The organism is Streptomyces sp. NPDC006309 (assembly GCF_040613095.1).
GTDB lineage: Bacteria > Actinomycetota > Actinomycetes > Streptomycetales > Streptomycetaceae > Streptomyces.
Genome location: NZ_JBEXRO010000040.1, coordinates 25647 through 42199, shown reverse-complemented (window position 1 = coordinate 42199; position 16553 = coordinate 25647). Strand labels below are relative to the sequence as shown.

Annotated in this window: 14 protein-coding genes and 1 pseudogene; 9 read left to right on the top strand and 6 right to left on the bottom strand. The window is 70.5% G+C overall.

Annotated features, from left to right (window positions below; genetic code table 11):
* Positions 1-291: 291 nt before the first annotated feature.
* On the bottom strand, positions 292-1014 hold the full coding sequence (locus tag ABZ117_RS32570; RefSeq protein ID WP_356826096.1) for a TetR/AcrR family transcriptional regulator: 723 nt from the start codon (positions 1012-1014) through the stop codon (positions 292-294).
* A gap of 89 nt (positions 1015-1103) precedes the next feature.
* On the opposite strand from ABZ117_RS32570, the gene ABZ117_RS32565 reads away from it, so the two are divergent.
* The 3 genes from ABZ117_RS32565 (at position 1104) to ABZ117_RS32555 (ending at position 3857) form a co-directional block, all read left to right on the top strand.
* On the top strand, positions 1104-1964 hold the full coding sequence (locus ABZ117_RS32565) for an SDR family oxidoreductase (RefSeq protein WP_356826094.1): 861 nt from the start codon (positions 1104-1106) through the stop codon (positions 1962-1964).
* A gap of 370 nt (positions 1965-2334) precedes the next feature.
* Positions 2335-3090: a leucine zipper domain-containing protein gene (locus ABZ117_RS32560; protein WP_356826092.1), complete on the top strand. Its 756-nt coding sequence runs from the start codon at positions 2335-2337 to the stop codon at positions 3088-3090.
* A 362-nt stretch (positions 3091-3452) separates the two neighbouring features.
* Positions 3453-3857: an SMI1/KNR4 family protein gene (locus ABZ117_RS32555; protein ID WP_356826090.1), complete on the top strand. Its 405-nt coding sequence runs from the start codon at positions 3453-3455 to the stop codon at positions 3855-3857.
* Positions 3858-4468: 611 nt separating this feature from the next.
* Here ABZ117_RS32555 and ABZ117_RS32550 read toward each other — a convergent pair.
* Positions 4469-7051 carry a matrixin family metalloprotease gene (locus ABZ117_RS32550; RefSeq protein ID WP_356826088.1) on the bottom strand — a complete coding sequence of 861 codons (2583 nt, stop codon included), beginning with the start codon at positions 7049-7051 and terminating at the stop codon, positions 4469-4471.
* 599 nt (positions 7052-7650) lie between these two features.
* Between ABZ117_RS32550 and ABZ117_RS32545 the strand changes: the two genes are divergently transcribed.
* From ABZ117_RS32545 to ABZ117_RS32530, 4 genes are all read left to right on the top strand, one after another.
* Positions 7651-9057, top strand: a complete 1407-nt coding sequence (locus tag ABZ117_RS32545; RefSeq protein ID WP_356826086.1) for an ankyrin repeat domain-containing protein — start codon at positions 7651-7653, stop codon at positions 9055-9057.
* A 159-nt stretch (positions 9058-9216) separates the two neighbouring features.
* Positions 9217-9708, top strand: a complete 492-nt coding sequence (locus tag ABZ117_RS32540) for a DUF6174 domain-containing protein (RefSeq protein WP_356826084.1) — start codon at positions 9217-9219, stop codon at positions 9706-9708.
* Between the two features lie 856 nt (positions 9709-10564).
* A complete protein-coding gene (locus ABZ117_RS32535; protein WP_356826082.1) occupies positions 10565-10804 on the top strand; it encodes a hypothetical protein in 240 nt (79 codons plus the stop codon).
* Positions 10804-11181 (top strand): fic family toxin-antitoxin system, toxin component, encoded by a 378-nt coding sequence (locus ABZ117_RS32530; RefSeq protein ID WP_356826080.1) that lies wholly within the window; start codon positions 10804-10806, stop codon positions 11179-11181. The genes ABZ117_RS32535 and ABZ117_RS32530 overlap by 1 nt, the downstream gene beginning before the upstream one ends.
* A gap of 118 nt (positions 11182-11299) precedes the next feature.
* Here ABZ117_RS32530 and ABZ117_RS32525 read toward each other — a convergent pair whose 3' ends face one another.
* Complete coding sequence (locus ABZ117_RS32525) at positions 11300-11554, bottom strand: hypothetical protein (protein ID WP_356826078.1); 255 nt, start codon at positions 11552-11554, stop codon at positions 11300-11302.
* Positions 11555-11672: 118 nt separating this feature from the next.
* Between ABZ117_RS32525 and ABZ117_RS32520 the strand changes: the two genes are divergently transcribed.
* Positions 11673-12527 carry a zinc-binding dehydrogenase gene (locus ABZ117_RS32520; RefSeq protein WP_356826076.1) on the top strand — a complete coding sequence of 285 codons (855 nt, stop codon included), beginning with the start codon at positions 11673-11675 and terminating at the stop codon, positions 12525-12527.
* A gap of 115 nt (positions 12528-12642) precedes the next feature.
* On the opposite strand, the gene ABZ117_RS32515 is transcribed toward ABZ117_RS32520, so the two are convergent.
* Positions 12643-13473 carry a helix-turn-helix transcriptional regulator gene (locus ABZ117_RS32515; RefSeq protein WP_356826074.1) on the bottom strand — a complete coding sequence of 277 codons (831 nt, stop codon included), beginning with the start codon at positions 13471-13473 and terminating at the stop codon, positions 12643-12645.
* A gap of 428 nt (positions 13474-13901) precedes the next feature.
* Here ABZ117_RS32515 and ABZ117_RS32510 point away from each other — a divergent pair, with 428 nt between their 5' ends.
* Positions 13902-15083, top strand: coding sequence for an MFS transporter (locus tag ABZ117_RS32510; protein ID WP_356826072.1), 1182 nt, complete (start codon positions 13902-13904; stop codon positions 15081-15083).
* 48 nt (positions 15084-15131) lie between these two features.
* Here the strand turns inward: ABZ117_RS32510 and ABZ117_RS32505 are convergent, their stop codons facing one another.
* Both ABZ117_RS32505 and ABZ117_RS32500 read right to left on the bottom strand, forming a co-directional pair.
* Complete coding sequence (locus ABZ117_RS32505; protein ID WP_356826070.1) at positions 15132-15392, bottom strand: hypothetical protein; 261 nt, start codon at positions 15390-15392, stop codon at positions 15132-15134.
* Between the two features lie 114 nt (positions 15393-15506).
* A pseudogene (locus ABZ117_RS32500) lies at positions 15507-16228 on the bottom strand (IS6 family transposase).
* Positions 16229-16553 lie beyond the last annotated feature (325 nt).

The following is a 16553-nucleotide window of genomic DNA, read 5'->3' as shown; positions in this document are numbered from 1 at the left end:
CCGCTACGACAAGAGGGCCTACGTCTTCCACGGCACCGTCACTGTCGCAGCGGTCCGCTTATGGCTCCGGCCGTGATCCGCCGGACAGAACCTAGCTGCATTGACCACAAGCGTTGTCAACAGTGGGCGGTGAAGAGGTGGCCGAGGTTAGCGGCGCGTTGTGGATAGGGGGATGTCAGCTGGAGCTGTGTGGTCGCCCACGACCCCATCTCGGCGGACGCCGCTTGGTGAAGGATCTCTGCTCGCGACCCTCGACCTGCACGAGGTCGGCTGACGGAGGATCAGGCCTACCTACGGCATGCCGCCGTCTGCCGCCAGGCGGGTGAGCCACTCGCGCAGCAGGCGCTGCTCGGCGTCGCTTAGTACGTCGGCGTTGTCGGGGAGAGCGGCGCGCAGCACGCGGGCTGCTGGGGCGGGGCCGGACTCCGCGGCGGGGACCGTCGGTTCGGCGCGGGTGACGGCGGCGACCATGGACTCGCGAAGGATGCTCAGCAGCGCCCGATTGCGGCGTTTTGCGGGGGTGGAGTGCCAGGTGGTGACCGCGCCTTGGCCGGTGGCCTGGATGATCTGGACGGCCAGTTCCTCGTCGACCCGCAGCCATCCCGCGGCCGCCAGTCGGCGCACCCGGCCGCGGAGGACCTCCAGGCCCGCGCGGTGCGCCGCGTCCGACGCCGAGCCGGTGGCCCTGTTCATCACGGCGAACAGTTCGGGGCGCGAGATCCCGAACTCGACCACCATGTCCCAGCCGCGGCGCAGCTCCTCCACCGGGTCCTCCGGCGCGGGGTCGAGCTGTGCGCGCTTGCTCTCCAGGAACTGCGCATAGCCGTGCTCGGCGACCGCCTCCAGCAGCCCGTCCTTGTCGCCGAAGTGGCGGTAGATGGCCGGCGGCTGCATCCCGGCCGCAGCGGCGACCGCGCGGGTGCTCACTGCGTCGGGGCCGCCGCTCTCCAGCAGCTCGATGGCTGCCTCGATGATGCGCTGGCGGGGGTTGTCGGTGGTGTCGCGGATAGGCATGTATCAATGATATCGGGAGGTTGCTTCCAGCGTTAGTTTCGATGTTATCGTGGAATTGATTCCATTGGAAACATCGCTTGGAGAACCCCATGATCATCGTCACCGGAGCCACCGGAAAACTCGGCCGCCGCACCGTCGAGCGACTCCTGCAGCGCCTCCCCGCAGACCGCGTCGCCGTCAGCGTCCGCGACCCCCGCAAGGCCCAGGACCTCGCCGACCGCGGCGTCCGCGTCCGGCAGGGCAGCTTCGACGACCCCGCATCACTCGTCCACGCCTTCGAGGGAGCCGAGCAACTGCTGCTCGTCTCCCTCGACCGCACGGGCGAGGAGTGCGTCACCGGCCACCGCGCCGCGATCGACGCCGCCGTGAAGGTCGGAGTCGGCCGCATCCTGTACACCAGCCAGATGGGTGCCTCCCACGACTCCGGCTTCCAGGCATGCCGTGACCACGCCCAGACCGAGGACCTACTGCGCGCCACCAGCCTGCCCTGGACCGCGCTGCGCAACGGCTTCTACGCCGCCAGCGCCCTGCAGTTCCTGGAGTCCGCCCGCCACACCGGCGACATCGCCCTCCCCGCCGACGGCCCCGTAGCCTGGACCGGCCACGACGATCTCGCCGAGGCCGCCGCGGCGATTCTTACCGACGAGGGCTGCTTCGAGGGGCCCACCCCGCCCCTCACTGGTCCGGCGGCGCTCGACTTCGACGCCGTCGCCGAGATAGCGGCCCAGGCCACCGGGCGGCCCTTCACCCGTACCGTCGTTCCTGGCGATGCCTTCCGCGAGCAGGCCCTGGCGCACGGTGCCCCCGCCCCGATCGCCGACCTGATGCTGAGCATCTTCGCGGCGGCGCGGAATGGTGAGTTCACCGTCGTCGACCCGACCCTGGCCGAATTGATCGGTCGAGAGCCCGCCACCTTCCGCACGCTGCTGGAGCACACCTGGGCCGAATAGACCCGGTTGGGGCACACACCCGCCGCCATGTGCGCCGTCCTCGGCCCCCGTAGCCAGCACGCCCGCCTGCTCGACCGGGTGCAGAGTCAGATCGACAGCATCTCGCCGCGGTCAAGAAGGCGTGGGCCCACAAGGACGCACGGGCGAACGCACCATCATCGTCTCTTGATACACGCGTCCCTGACGCCCGGGGCCTTCGCTCCGGACGTCAGGGACCTGCTCATTCTCACCGCCGCTGGAACGGTGACCTGCGACGACGCCAGCCCCTGCTGCTCGACCTCGCTGACAGCCCCGACGACGTGGCCCCGCCTTCGCCGCGCCCAGGGCCCCGCCGCCCATCGCTGCGCCTACTGCACCTGATGAGGTCCTCGTGTCCCACCCCAACGCCCGGCTCACCATTCATGGCAGACGCCTCCTGATCGACCGGGTCCGGGCCGGCCGCCCCGTCGCGCACGTCGCCGATGAAATGGGCATCTCTCGCACCACCGCCCACAAGTGGGTCCGCCGCTGGCGTGCGGAAGGCGACGCGGACCTGCACGACCGCACGAGCAGGCCCCGAACCACCCCGCACCGCACCCGCGCCGACATCGAGGACCGCATCCGCGCGCTGCGGCGCGAGCGGAAACTCGGCCCCGCCCGGATCGGCCCGATTCTCGGAATACCTGCCTCCACGGTCCATCGTGTGCTGACCCGCCAGGGACTGAACCGGCTGCACTTGATGGACCGGCCCACCGGCCAGGTCATCCGCCGCTACGAACGCTCACGCCCCGGCCAACTCATCCACGTCGACATCAAGAAGCTCGGCAACATCCCCGACGGCGGCGGCCACCGCGTCATGCCCCGCCAGCAAGCCACCGCCAACCGGCAGGCCACAACCGACGCTCGTAAGAGTGGCTGTCCCGTGATCGGCTACGCCTTCATCCACACCGCCATCGACGACCACTCCCGGCTCGCCTGCAGCGACGCGATTGAGAGCGTGAACGCCCGCATCCGCAAGGCCGTGAGGGCCCGGGGCCGCTTCCCGTCGGAGAACGCCGCGTTGAAGTGCGTCTACATGGCGCTGATGAGCCTCGATCCGACCGGCAAGGGCCGGCGCGCTGGACGATGCGCTGGAAGGCACCCCTGAACGCCTTCCAGATCGCCTTCGAAGGACGCCTCACCCCCGCCACCAGCCACTGACCCTCAACAACCAAGATCAGCCGTTTACTGTACACACCCGTTCAAGGTGGACGAAATGCACTCCCTCGAAAACCTGCGCGGCATCCCAAGGGCATCAACAGCAGAATCCACCTCAGTGAAATACGTGTCTCCTGGAACGAGTTCTACAGAACTCACCCCACCGCCACGAGGCAGCAAATCCTCGATCACGTCACCAAAGTCGATGATATGCTGGGACGCTGGTTCAGTCTCCGCATCAGGTAATATCACCAGTATTGGAGAAAACACTTCATATGGCGAGAGCTCGCCTCAGAATTCCCCGATGCCGATGTGCAGCTGCAAGACCCCGCAACCCCCGACGCCCTGATCGCGATCGAAGAACAGCTCGGGCAGCCGCTGCCCGCCCCTTTGCGTGAACTCCTGACAGAGACTGACGGGATCGAAGCCAATTACGGCACCGAGGTGATCTGGACCGCAGAAAAGATCCTGGAAGAAAACCTGTCATTCCGCGGCAACGAGCAGTTCCGCACCCTGTACATGCCGTTCGACGCCCTCATGTTCTTCGGTGACAACGGCGGCGGCGATCAGTTCGCCTTCGTGTGCACACCGGCCCATGATGAGATCTTCGTCTGGGACCACGAGACAGACAGCCGCACCTGGATCGCGCCATCCCTGGAGGCATACCTGCGCAGCACGCTCGCCAGCAACGGTGAAGACTGGTATCGCTGCACGTGATCAGTGTCTGCGGCTTGCGAGCCATGCAGGGTGGACCAGACTCTCAGCTCCGCTCCACTCGAGCTGGCCACGGCACCCGTCGGGCGGCCGTCACCGGCACCCCAGCCATACCACAGACAGTCAGCAGTCGAAGAGCTGCATCGCTCACACGAGACCTTCGCAGAGTTGGTAACGGATCCACGGATGCATCCCCGCCACATCGGAAAATCGGGCGAGACTGTTGGTCCACTCGATGAAAGCGGGGCCCGTGGCAAGGGTCGCTCAGCAAGCAGAACAGGCCAGATACCAACGCCGTCGATCGCCTCATCGAAGCGGACCTTGCGATTGTCGTGCGCCACGGCCCAGTTGGCCAAAACTTCGAAGCTCGCTTCCCAGGCGGCAGCATGGCCGAGGCTGGCGACCGACTGGAACAGCGGGTCGTCGAGCAGTTTCGTGGCCGGACCTCTTCACGTGTGGGGCGGTGTGTCGGGCGGCCGCTCCGGGACCGCCGGGCACACCGTTCCTCCACCGGCGTCCGCCCGCGCGCGAGGCGCGCCGTGCTTGAGTCGATCGGCCCCAGCTCGCGGCGCAGCCGCCGAGGTGGCAAGCCGTGCCACGAAGGGCCGGTTGGGTCAGAAGAGTGTCGAGTAGAAGAGGTCGGTCTCGTGGCCGCCCTTCCACGTCACGTAGAGGCGGCCGGCCCAGCTGGCGATCGCCGGGCCTTCGGCGGTTGCTCTGTCCGTGATAGGGACTTGCCCGGAGAATTCATTGCCGTCGAAGTTGGTGAACCACAGACCACTGTCCCCCTCCACTCCCTTCCATGCAAGGACCATGAGGTCGCCGTGCACGGTGGCCGCCGGCCCGTGGCTCGTGCCGATGGCGTGCCATGCTCTTGTGACGTCCCCGTCGGTACCGTCCTCGAATGTGGCGTACTGGACGATCCGGGGATCCTGCCAGACGCTTCCGGGTGCGCTGTCGAGCCAGCTGTAGCCGACGTTACTGTTGAAGGCGCTTCGGAAGAAGAGGTACAGGCGCTGGTCGAACACGACCAGGCAGGGACTGTGCGTGGTCCACAGTGTCGGCGTCGTTGCTGTCGATACTATTTCCTGGGGCTCCCAGCGCGAGCCGAGCGAGGAGTGCCAGATGGTCTTGTCCTCGTCGCGCCCTTTCCACGCCAGGTGGAGACGGCCGTTGAACCAGGCGATGGCAGGACCGCAACTGGTACCGACATCCGGCACACGAATCTGGCTCCCCCACTCGGAGTCATGAGGGAGTTTGGAGGCGTACCAGATTCCTGTGTCGTTCTTCCCCCCCTTCCAGGCCATGTAGAACCCTCCGAAGTTGTCCGTGTAAGGGAAGGCTGTGAGGGCTGGACCATGGGTGGAGCCGAAGTCTGGGGCATGCTCCTGGGGCGCCCAACGGTTCCCGAGGAACTCGGACCACCAAAGACTGTCTTCGTTACTTCCGCGCCAGGCCGTGATGAAGCTCCCGACATCGGAATAAGAGTTTTTCGTCACGGCGAGGCTGGGCCGGTTTGCTGTGTGGCCCCCTGTAAGAGCCTGGACCGTCCATTGGTAGAGGTCAGCGAGTTTCCGCTTCGACTCGTCATCGATCACGTACTGGCCGGCGTCGCTCGGATACATGACGGACCTCGAGTTGTTCGAATGTTCCAGGCCAAGCGCGTGGCCGATCTCATGGAGGGCCGTCCTGAACAGGTCGGTTTGGACCCATGCCTTCGAACTTCTGAACACGACATCGCCTGACGGAGGCGGCGCACCGCAACCGATGGCGCCACTTGCCTCGGTAAAGTATTCACAAGCCTCTTCCCCGCCGAAGTGAAGCCTGATGTCGCCGCCGTTCTCCACTTTGCGGAAGCTGAAAAACCCCGTGGGCAGGGCCTTCCCCCATTCGGCGAACGCGTCGCTGAATTTACTCTGCACCACGGTTTCTTCCAGGTTTGCTCCGTGGCTGTCGGACGACCAGGTGAGGTCGCCATGTTGCCAATGGCCCGCATCTCCGGCAGGGCCGGCAGTCCGGGTGGCCAGGCCACCATGGCCGTCCAGACGGTCGGGTACCCCGCAGAATCGACCTTTCAGATGCTCTGCGACCGTGGCCAGCTGGTCGTGGAAGGGCAGTCCATCGAGTGCGAGGTTCCACACGGTGCCGTATTGGCGCAGCAAATCCGTGATCGACGTGCCGCCTGGGGCTCCATACCCAAGCCTTTCCAGGGCAGACGGCACCGTCCGGAGCGAGGCCACTCGGTGGTCTGCCGTCTCGGCGTCCGAGGCGGCCGTAAAGGCCTCGGACTGTCGGCCGGCGGCCTGAAGGACCCGCGTCAGTGAATGTAGCGAGGAGGCGAGCTGGATCTGGAGGTCGAGGTCGGCGGGGTCGATGTCGATCAGGCGCCGCAGCATCGTGACGGCCTCACGGGTCGGCGCCACAGCCTCTGATGCCGGGAGAAGCCCAGCCAGTTGCACCACGCGGGACAGCGCTGCCGCCGCATAAAGGTAGCCCGGGCTCGCCGCCAGCCGGAGAAAAGCAACGACACTCTCACGGGCCGCAACGTGTGCCTTGTCCGGCCGGTCAACAGCCTCCAGCCGCAAGGCCAGCCAAAAGAGCGCGTAGGCAAGGGCGGTCTGGTAGTCGACGTTGGCGGGATCAGCGGCGACCAGGCGCCGCTGGATGGCCACAACGTCCTCAGTCGCCGTCACGGCCTCGGATGCGGGGAGATGCTCGGCGAGCCCCACCACGCGCGCGAGATACGCCGGCGGGACCAGGTCACCAGGGCTCGCCGCCAGTCGAAGGAAGACCCGGATACTCTCGCGGGCCGCCACGTACGCCTCGCTCGGCCGGTCGACATCCTCCAGCCGTGGGACAAGAGTGAAAAGCGCATAAGCGAACAAGGTGAGCGCGGGATAGTCGGCAGGGCTCAGACGGTCATCGTCCTGAGGGATCAACAGAGTCCAGTCCGGCAGGCCGGAGGACGGACGCACCCGCAGTGTATGGTCACCGGGACGCCATATGCCGAGGTCTTTCTTGCCGTCGCGGTCGAAATCGTTCGGCACCGGAATATCGCCCTCCCGGCCGAACTGAATCACGCGCTGCTGACCGCCGGAGCCGGGCTGGATGAACCAATTTCCTTCAGCCGGGCTCCAGAATGCGGTGTCCAGCGCGCCGTCTCCGTCGTAATCGCCGGGAACTGGAATGTCGGTCATGGCGATCCACCTCAATTGAATGGGGCGGCGCTCCAGCAGAACACCGGCGTAGCGGAAGGCGCTGCTGTTGGGCTGTGCCAGAGAGGGAATGGCTTCGTGAAGCTCAGCCGGAGCACCATCCCCTCAGCCGGCGCCTTAAGATCCGCGCGGCACATGTCCGCTGGCCACGTGTCCATGCTAGTCACCTGACAGTTCATGCGCTACGCGCCTCGGACCACCGAACCGAAGCCGCGACCACCGCAACACGGGCGGACGCGGGGGCAGACATACGGCACGGCCCGGGGTGGACAGCACGGCAGGCCGTCGGGCCGCGGGCGGGAGCGCGGGCCAGGCGGCTGCGGACCAGGCCCCGGCCCCCGACGCATGCCGCGTCGGGGGCCGGACGGACAACAGCAGCCCCGACGCGGCGGAGGTGGCAGTGCGGACAACGTCGCCCGGCCCCGGCGGACGAACGCGCGCGGCCGGCCCCGGCCCCGGGGCCAGCGCGGCGGCTGGCGGCGACCGAGCAGCGACCGTGCGGGCACCGTGGCTGAAGGGCACGAAAGCGCCGGAAGCAAGCGGCGCGTGCCCGTCTGCCCATACATGTCCGCGCTGGTGACGTGGTAGTCGTAGACGTAGTTTGGTGTCTTGTTCAGCACTTTGAGCCGCCCTTTCAGGAGCTGCGGGAGCTGGCGGCCGCGGCCGCCGCGGCCCTCGCCGACGCCCCGGACGCAGGCGCCGAGGGCTACGCCGCTGTACTGCAGCGCCTCGTCGGCGCGGATCCGGCCGCCTGGACCGCCGACGTTCCCGCGGTGCTCGCCGCCCTGGCCCGGCCGGAGCTCGGCGCGTTCTGCCTCGCCGCCACCGCGACCGTCGCGCGCCGCCCTGACGCCTTCCCCGCCGGCCCGGCCGAGGCCGTTCTCGCCGCTCTCACGCTGAGCTGTGCCCTGCCTGCCCCGGCCAGCTCTCATGTCCCCGGCGGCGTGTCGGACCCGTCTGCAAGGGTGGTCGGTGTGCGGCAGGGTGCCGTCGGGCGGGGCGCGGGAGGCGACATGGGGACGGGACCGGGGGACGGCTGGGAGGGCGGCGTCGACTGGGAGGGCTGGCGCGACCACCGGGACATCCGGCGACGGCTCGACCAGGGCGCCGATCCGGAGGCGCTGGCGTGCGGGGAACGGCCCCTGCACCGGGCCGTGGCGTTCGGCTCGCCCGAGGTCGTCGCGGAGTTGGCCGGGCGCGTCGCCGACGCCGACGCCCTGGAGGACGGTACGACCGCGCTGTGGGAGGCGGTGGTCGGGCACCGGCCGGAGATCGCACGCGTCCTCGTCGCCGCGGGAGCCGACCCGTGGCGGCCGGTGCTGGCCGGCTGGTCACCGGGACGGCTGAGCCTGGCCGGTCCCACACCGGAGCTGTTCCCGCTGCCTGAGGGCGAACCGGGGCTCAGCGAGGCGGAGTCAGCGGCGGCGCGGGCAGGCCGGCGGCGCATCGCGGCCCTGGCCGACGTCGGCTACTACGACGGCACGGGACTGGCCTGCGTGGCCGGCATCGACGCGCAGGAGGCCGTACGGCGCCTGGCAGCGGTGCCGCCGGACGCCGGGCTGCTCGCCGAGCTCCTGGACGACCCGTACGGCGTCGACACGGATGACAGCCTGCGCATCGTCGGGGTGACGACCGTACCGGGCGGTTGCGTCGTCACCCAGGCCTGGGGATACGGGCCGCAGATGCCGGGCGTACAGGCCCTGCTCTCCGCCGGTACCGTCTGCTACGGCATGTACGCCAACCCCAAGAGCGGCAACCAGGGCAGCCTCGTGCGCGACGGTGTCGTCGAGGGCTGGGACCTGCACCCCGGCGGGGGCCCGTGCACCGGTACGCCTCCCGAGGAGGTCCTCACCGCGTACATCTACGGCTCCCACGCGATCGCCGAATGCTGCGCCCACGCGGGCCTCTTCCCCGCCGACCCGCGGCCCTTCACCGGGCCCCCCGACCTGTGGGTGGAACTCCCCGAGCGCGACTACTGGCGGCACTGACCGGTACCACTTGCGAGGGCGCCCCCGCGTCGGGCCGACAGGTGCGCGCAAGCCGCTGCCTGCCCGCCGTCCCCGGGTGCGGCGGGCCGTGCACGGGGCGGGCGGTGAACGAACCGGGGTCCTTCCGCGTCGTTGCGGTAACCGAACCGGAGGAGTCCCATGCGTGCTGGACGTTTCCCCGCCCGCCCGCTGTCCGCCGTCGCGCTGACGGGCGCCGCGCTGTGCCTCGTGGCCGCGTGCGGCGGCACCGCCGAGTCCGTATGGAGCCACGCGGCCGGTGGGCCCCGGCACACCGCCGCAGGCGGGACGACCGCGTGGCGGGAACCCGCCGCCTACGGCTACACGTTGACGTCGACGACGGAGGCGCTGGCCGGGCGGTTCCGGGTCCAGGTGCACGACGGCAAGGTGACCGAGGTGGCCGGGCTGGACGAGGACAGCCGGCGCCAGGTCCGCGAACACGCCGAGGTGCCAACGCTCGGCGGGCTGTTGCGGCGGCTGGAACAAGCCCGCAAGGAGCACGCCGAGACGGCGCAGGCGCGGTACGCCGCCGACGGGCACCCCGTGCGCATCGCCCTCGACTGGAGCCGCAACGCCGTCGACGACGAGGCGCTCTACCTCGTCAGCGCCTACACCCCCGCCCCCACCGGGTGAAGCGGCCCTGAGACGCCCCCTGCCGCGCGGCCTGGACGCGATTGGTACGCAGGATGTGCACTTGAGGTAGGAGTGTGGACGTTTTCGCGGCTCGGGCTGGCACGACCTGCCGGACTCCGCTCCACGGCGACCGGCGACCAGACCCCGGCGCCGCTGCGCCGGGTGATCCTCCCGGCCCGCCCGTGACGGAGCACCTCCAGTACTGACGGAGCGCCTCCGGCACTGGCTGCCTCCCGGGCGCACCGGCATGCCGGCCTCGGCGAACATTCCAGCACGGCCGGCCGCCGGTCCGCTCTTGCCGAAGGGGCCGCGCGAGTGCCGCCGTACTCTCGATCACCACGGTGTCGACCGCGTCCACCAACCGACCTATGGTCCCGGCCGAGCCCAACAGCTGCGGGTCGGGCAGGGCGCCAGTCCTACCCTCCAACCCTCCAACTGGCTCGCCGCCAACCGGCGCGCCCCTTAGGGGAGTTGTGTGGCTCCTGGTCCGGCTGGTGGGGTGGCGTATCCACAGCGTTCGTGGCGTTCCCTCCGCGCCGCCTGTGGCGGGGCGCCACGCATGCTGTCGACACGCCGGGGGTCAGCGCTTCCGAAGGGCCTCGTTCCCCTGAATGGGACGGGGCGTGCGCGCGCCGACCTTAGGAGCACCATGCAGGCTGTGCGTTCCCGCCGCTTGTGCGACCACCCGGGCAAGCGGTGACACGGCCAGTACCGAGGGCGCGCCGCGGGCGGCGGGCCGGCCGACTGGACGCTGGTTGTGGGGGGTTACCCGCCCGCTTCGACGGGGACTGGACGGAGGAGATCACCGGGCCAGCGGCAGCCCCCCTATCTCGGTAACATCTGTTACCATGCTGGTATGGCGAAGACACAGCTGGGCGCGCGCGTGGATGAGGACGTTGCGGAACTCGCGAAGAAACGCGCCGCCGACCTGGGACTGAGCATCGGGGACTACCTCGCCAGGCTGGTACAGGACGATGCCAGCGGCCTGCGTGCCCGAGCGGTGGACGCGGCCGCCCGCTTCCTGGCCGAACACCAGGCGGTCTTCGACGAGGCCGAACAAGCCCAGCGAACGCCCAGGGGAGCACGCGCGGCCTGATGGACCTGCACATCGACGTTCCCTGGATCCTCCAAGTCGCCGAGGCCGCCGGGGCGCACGATCCGGCCCCCGACGACTACGGCGTTCCCATCTCCGCGGTCGCCCGCCACCGCGCCGAACTGTTCGAGCAGCCCGTCTACGGCGGCCCCTACGCCAAAGCCGCCGCCCTGGTGCACACACTGGGCCGGTGCCCCTGGTTGGAGCGCTCCAACATGGCCGTCGCCGCCGCGTCCGGCGTCATGTACCTCGAAGCCGCCGGGATCTCCGTCAAGCCCGGCCGTGAGGACGCCATCGCCCTGAAGGACCTGCTCCTTGACCCCGCCTGCACCGCAGGGAAGATCGCCGCTCTGCTGCGGACCTGGCCCACCACCACCTGACGCCCGCAGGCCCGCAACCGCCCTCCGAGGCCGCCCTGCGCGAGCAGGCCGCTCGCGCAGGGCGGTGAGTGGCTTTGCCCTTATCCGCCCGGCTGCGGGCCGAGGCGTCCTCTGGGCGTCAGCCTTGATCCTGGCCTGCTGTAACGAGCTCCGCCAGCTCCTGGGCAGGCAGGCGTGACCACGCCGCCACGTCCTCCATCGCCACCCCCGCGGCGACATCTGCGGCGGCGGTGTCCACTAGGGCCTGGTCGATCGGGGTGGCACTGTGGCTGAGGTGCTGGAGCAGCGTGCATGCCACCTCGGCGGTGGTACCGCTGTGCACGCCCTGCAGCCGCACCAGCTGCTCTCGCGCCTCGCCGAGCATCTGCTCCATCTGGAAACGGTATTCGGCACTCACCGTGGCCCGCCACCGCGTGCCGCCGACTGCCGCTCGGCCGCAATGACGCGTAGGGCACCGTAAGGGGGGCGGGACGCACCGCGACGCCACCGGGGTGCCGCTCGCGACCGGTGACACGGTGATGTTGGCCTCCATCGCCTGCGGCGTCTGCCCGCCCTGCCGGCTGCACCGCGAACCGACCCTGTGCGAGCAGCGCCGCACCTACGGCGTCAACCGTGCCCTGGACAGCGGCCCCGAGCTCTCCGGCGCCTGGGCCGACCACATCGTGCTGCAGCCCGGCACCGCCGTCATCAAGGTGCCCGAGGGCATCGATCCGCTCGCCGCCATGTCGCTGGCCTGCGCCGGGCCCACGGTGGCGCACGCCCTGTACGAGCGGCGGCCGGTGCGTCTGGGTGAGACCGTGGTGGTGCAGGGCAGCGGCCCGGTCGGTCTCGCGGCGGCGGCGTTCGCCCAACTTGCCGGTGCGGCCAGGGTTGTTGTCGTGGGCGGCCCGGCCTCGCGGCTCGAACGGGCGGCGGCGGCCGGCATCGGTGACGTCCACCTGGACATCGCCGGGGCGGCCGACCCCGCGGACGTCCTGCGCCAGGTCAAGGACGCCACCGGGGGAGACGGAGCCGACCTGGTCATCGAGTGCGCCGGGGTCCCGGCCGCGGTCGGCCAGGGGCTGAGCCTGCCCCGCCGGGGCGGCAGCTACCTGATCGTCGGCCAGTACTCCGACGCCGGCGACACCCTGATCAACCCGCACCAGATCGTGCACCGGCAGCTGGACGTCATCGGCTCCTGGGCCTTCACCGGAGCGCATCTCGTCGAGTACGTACGCCTGTTGCCCGCGCTCACCGCCCGCTTCGACCTGGCGAGCCTGGTCACGCCGTTCCCGCTGGAGCGGCACGCCGACGCGCTCGGGGCGGTCGCGGACGGGTCGGTGATGAAGGCGGTGCTCACCTCCTGAGCGGGTCGCGCACCTGAGGGCGCCGGGGCGGGGGTTGGGGCGGTCGCCGGGGCCCGCCGCTCCTGGCCCCGCCGCCCCGCGTGCCGTCGGTACGCGGGACGGCGCCGCACCCCGCTCAGCGGCCCGGCGCCCCCAGCGTTCCCAGGGCCTGTTGCGTCGCCGGGTCGTCGGGCAGGTAGGCGAGCAGATGGTGGCCCGGCTCGTCGACGGCGGCGAGCTTGACGTAGCGCAGCCGCAGATCGCCGGCGGCCGGATGCCGGAAGTGGCGTACGGCGGGATGGAACGCCGAGGTCTCCCGGCGGCCGTACCAGCGCGCCGCGTCCGGGTCGGCGAGCAGTTCAGCGGTGATCTCGGCGTACCGGCCGTCCTCGGGATGTCGGGCCGCCTTCGCCCGGAACTGGCCCAGCAGGCTCCGCGCCTCGGGCTCCCAACTGGCCAGCAGCGTACGGGCGGGCGCCCAGCGGAACACCAGCCACAGCAGGTTGCGCTGCTTGGGCGCGAGCCTGGCCGGATCGGTGAGCAGGGCCGCGTACCCCGAGTTCCAGGCCAGCAGGTCCCAGTGTGGGTCCAGCACCACGGCCGGGTTGGGCGTCAGCGCCTCCACCAGGGTCAGCAGGTTGCGCGAGACCCATCCCGGCGGGTGTTCGTCCGGCGCGGCGTGCTCCAGGAACGACAGCACATGCGCGGTCTCGTCCGCGTCCAGGCGCAGCGCCCGCGCCACCGACCGGAGCACCTGTTCCGACGTGCGCACCCGGCCCTGCTCCAGCCACGCGTACCAGGAGCTGCTGATCCCGGCGAGCTCCGCGACCTCCTCGCGCCGCAGCCCCGGGGTGCGCCGCCGCGCGGACCCCTGCAGCCCCACCTCGGCGGGCGTCAGCCGCTCACGCCGCGAGCGCAGGAACGCGCCCAGTTCCCGGTACCGGACGCTGCCCGCGCCGCCGTTCATGATCCCCCCTCGCCCCGCGCTCCCAGGGTGTGAGCAAGGGTAATCGGCTGCGGGGTCGCGCCGCTCACCGGCGGTGATGAGCTGGAACCACCAGCCCGGCCGGGCCCGCGGCCCCGGCCCGGCCGGACCGGCCCCACGCGGTCCGGCCGGGCCAGGCCGGGTCTGGTGCGGGACCGAGCGACCACCGCAGGATTGCCACAAGGAGAGCCGTCATGGACGCCCATACGGAAACCACCGACTCAGCGGGGCCCGCCGGCCCGGCGAGGCCCGCGGACTCGGCCGGGTCCGCCGTCCCGTCCGGGTCCGCCGTCCCGTCCGGGTCCGCCGAGGGAGCCGGGCACGCCGCCGCCCCTTCGGCGGCGCGTGGTGCGGCAGCCCCTGCGCCGGGGGAGGCTCCCGTATCGCCGCCGGAGGCACCCGCGCTGCCCTTGCCGCCCGCGTTGCCGGCCCTGCCCGCCGCCTCGTTACGGCTGCTGCGGGCCGCCGGGTTCGTCAGCAACTTCGACCGCTTCTGCATCACCCCGATGCTGCTGCTCATCCGCGCCCAGCTGGGCGTTCCGCTGCCGACGGTGATGCTCGCGGCCAGCGGCTACTTCCTCGCCTACGGTCTGATGCAGCCGGTGTGGGGACTGGCCAGCGACCGGCTCGGCCGGGTGCGCGTCATGCGGATCTCCCTGGCCGGCGCCGCGGTCGCCGCGCTCTGCTCGGTGCTCGCGCCCGACGCGACGGTGCTGATCGTGGCGCGGGCCGCGGCCGGCGCGTTCTTCGCGGCGTCCATCGCCGCGTCCATCACCTACATCGGGGACACCGTGCCCGCGGCGGTCCGCCAGCGCCCGCTGAGCGAGCTGATGACCGCGTTCGCCCTGGGCACGGCCGTGGCGACCGTCGTCGCCGGCGCCCTGGCGCACTTCGTGAGCTGGCGTCTCGTCTTCGCGCTGCCCGGCGTGATCGCCGCCTACCTGGCCGTCGCCCTGCGCCGCCTGCCGGAGCCGCCGCGTGCGGCGCCGGGGGCGCTGCTCGCCCCGTTCAAGGTCGTCCTGCGCTCGCGCTGGCAGTGGTACGTGATGGCGGTGGCCATGCTCGAAGGAGCGGTCCTGCTGGGCTTCTTGACGTACATCGCGCCCGCCCTGGAGGCCCAGGGGGCGTCGGCGACGCTGGCCGGCGCGGTGTCCGCGCTGTACGGGGTGGGCTCGATGGCCGCGGCCCAGACGGTGAAGCGGCTGGTGGGGCGCTGGACGCCGGTGCGGCTGATGGTGGTCGGCGGGGTGCAGATGGCCCTGGCCTTCGGCCTCGCGGCGGCCAGCCGGTCGGTGCCCGCGCTGGTGGTGTGCACGCTGCTGCTCGGCGGCGGTTGGTCGTTCATGCACTCCACGATCCAGTCCTGGGCCACCGGCCTGTCCCCGGCGGCCCGGGCCACCGGTGTGGCGATGTTCGGCCTGGCCCTGTACGTCGGCAGCGCCCTGGCGAGCGCCATCGCCGCCGGCCCCGCGGAACGCCACGCGTACAGGGGCCTGTTCCTGACGGCCGCCCTCCTCGCGATCCCGCTGACGGTCGCGGCGGGGGTGGGGCGGGCGCGCTATGACCGGGTGACGCGTCCGGACCGGGGCTGACGCCCGCGCCGTTTCGGTGGCGGTCGGCGCCCCTGCTTCGCCGGCCCGCTAGTCCGCCGCGCTTCGGCCGGCAGCGTCCAGCACTTTCGACTGGGCGTTGACGAGATCGCTCGGGATGACGTCCCAGGCCGGCGGACTGGCGGAAATGGCTTTGTAGATAGCCAAGTTGGGCCCGTGACGGATGACGGCCACGCTGATGGGGGCTTTCAGGTCGTCGCCCTCGGGCGAGACGACCCAGTTGAGACGGAAGGCGACCCTCTCATCGCCCTGCGCGGGAGCGCTGGTGGGTGCGACGTCGGTGTACGACATCTTCGCGGCACCCGGCCCCACTTCGAAGCGCCGGCAGGGTGTTGTCACGTTGTTGGCTGTGTAACTGCCTGAGGGCGCGTCGGGGCAGGGTGGGCTTGGGAGCCGGGCCTGTGCTCAGGCCGCGGTGGCGAGGCCGGCGATGCCGGTGATCTGCTTCCAGAGCGAGAAGCGGATGCTCATCTCGGCGCGGTAGTTGTGTGCGGGCATCAGGTGTCGGCGGGGCCGGAAGTGGGGCGAGATGCCGCTGAACGCGGACAGGAACCGCTGGGCTGCACCAACGCCGCGAAAGCCCTTCATCGCGCGTTCGCGCTGCCTGGTGGGCTGGTGGCTGTTCTCCGCTCTGTTGTTCAGGCCCTTGTGTGAGCGGTGCTCGACGGAGGGCATGACCTCGCGGTGGGCCGCGCCGTAGGAGCGGAGCTTGTCGGTGACGACCACCCGCGGCACCATTCGGCTCTTCTTCATCAGCCTGCGGAAGAAACGCCTGGCCGCGGCCTTGTCCCGCCGGTTCTGCACCAGGAGGTCCAGGACGTGTTGCCGTCCTGGTCGACGGCCCGCCACAGGTACTTCTGTTCCCCATTGATCTTGATGAAGACCTCGTCCAGGTGCCACTTGTCCCCAGGCCTAGGCTGTCGGCGGCGCAGCGCGTTGGCATAGGCCTGCCCGAACTTGGCGCACCAGCGGCGCACCGTCTCGTAGGAGACGGTCACGCTGCGCTCGAGCATCAGCTCCTCGACCTCGCGGAACGACTGCGGGAAGCGGAAGTACAGCCACACACAGTGGGAGATGACCTCGACCGGGTACCGGTGCCCCTTGTACGACAGCGACACGGCCCCCACGGACAGCCACCTCCAGCGCGAAGAACCAGAAGATCATCCCACCGGTCAGCCAACGTGACAGCGCCCCACGAGGAGGTCCGCAGCGCGCTCGGGACTGATCCGGGCCTGGTTCGCCCCGCCCTCGATCCAGGCGCTGAGCCGGGCGACGTGCTCAGCGCTCAGCGCCCACTGCCCCGGATCCCCGGCCGGGCCGGGGCCGGGGGTGCCGTCCATTCCAAAATTTTGGAATGAGCCGTCCAGCCCGCTCTGGCCGTGGGTGACAGGTTGGCGACGACGTCCGCAGTGACCCGGCGAAGGAGCTCCCGCAGAAGCGGACAGCCGACCT

Excerpts from the sequence above, each read along its gene's own strand:
- ABZ117_RS32570 (WP_356826096.1), bottom strand. The coding sequence starts at position 1,014 with ATGCCTATCCGCGACACCACCGACAACCCCCGCCAGCGCATCATCGAG.
- ABZ117_RS32565 (WP_356826094.1), top strand. The coding sequence starts at position 1,104 with ATGATCATCGTCACCGGAGCCACCGGAAAACTCGGCCGCCGCACCGTC.
- ABZ117_RS32550 (WP_356826088.1), bottom strand. The coding sequence starts at position 7,051 with ATGACCGACATTCCAGTTCCCGGCGATTACGACGGAGACGGCGCGCTG.
- ABZ117_RS32540 (WP_356826084.1), top strand. The coding sequence starts at position 9,217 with ATGCGTGCTGGACGTTTCCCCGCCCGCCCGCTGTCCGCCGTCGCGCTG.
- ABZ117_RS32535 (WP_356826082.1), top strand. The coding sequence starts at position 10,565 with ATGGCGAAGACACAGCTGGGCGCGCGCGTGGATGAGGACGTTGCGGAA.
- ABZ117_RS32530 (WP_356826080.1), top strand. The coding sequence starts at position 10,804 with ATGGACCTGCACATCGACGTTCCCTGGATCCTCCAAGTCGCCGAGGCC.
- ABZ117_RS32525 (WP_356826078.1), bottom strand. The coding sequence starts at position 11,554 with ATGGAGCAGATGCTCGGCGAGGCGCGAGAGCAGCTGGTGCGGCTGCAG.
- ABZ117_RS32515 (WP_356826074.1), bottom strand. The coding sequence starts at position 13,473 with ATGAACGGCGGCGCGGGCAGCGTCCGGTACCGGGAACTGGGCGCGTTC.
- ABZ117_RS32505 (WP_356826070.1), bottom strand. The coding sequence starts at position 15,392 with ATGTCGTACACCGACGTCGCACCCACCAGCGCTCCCGCGCAGGGCGAT.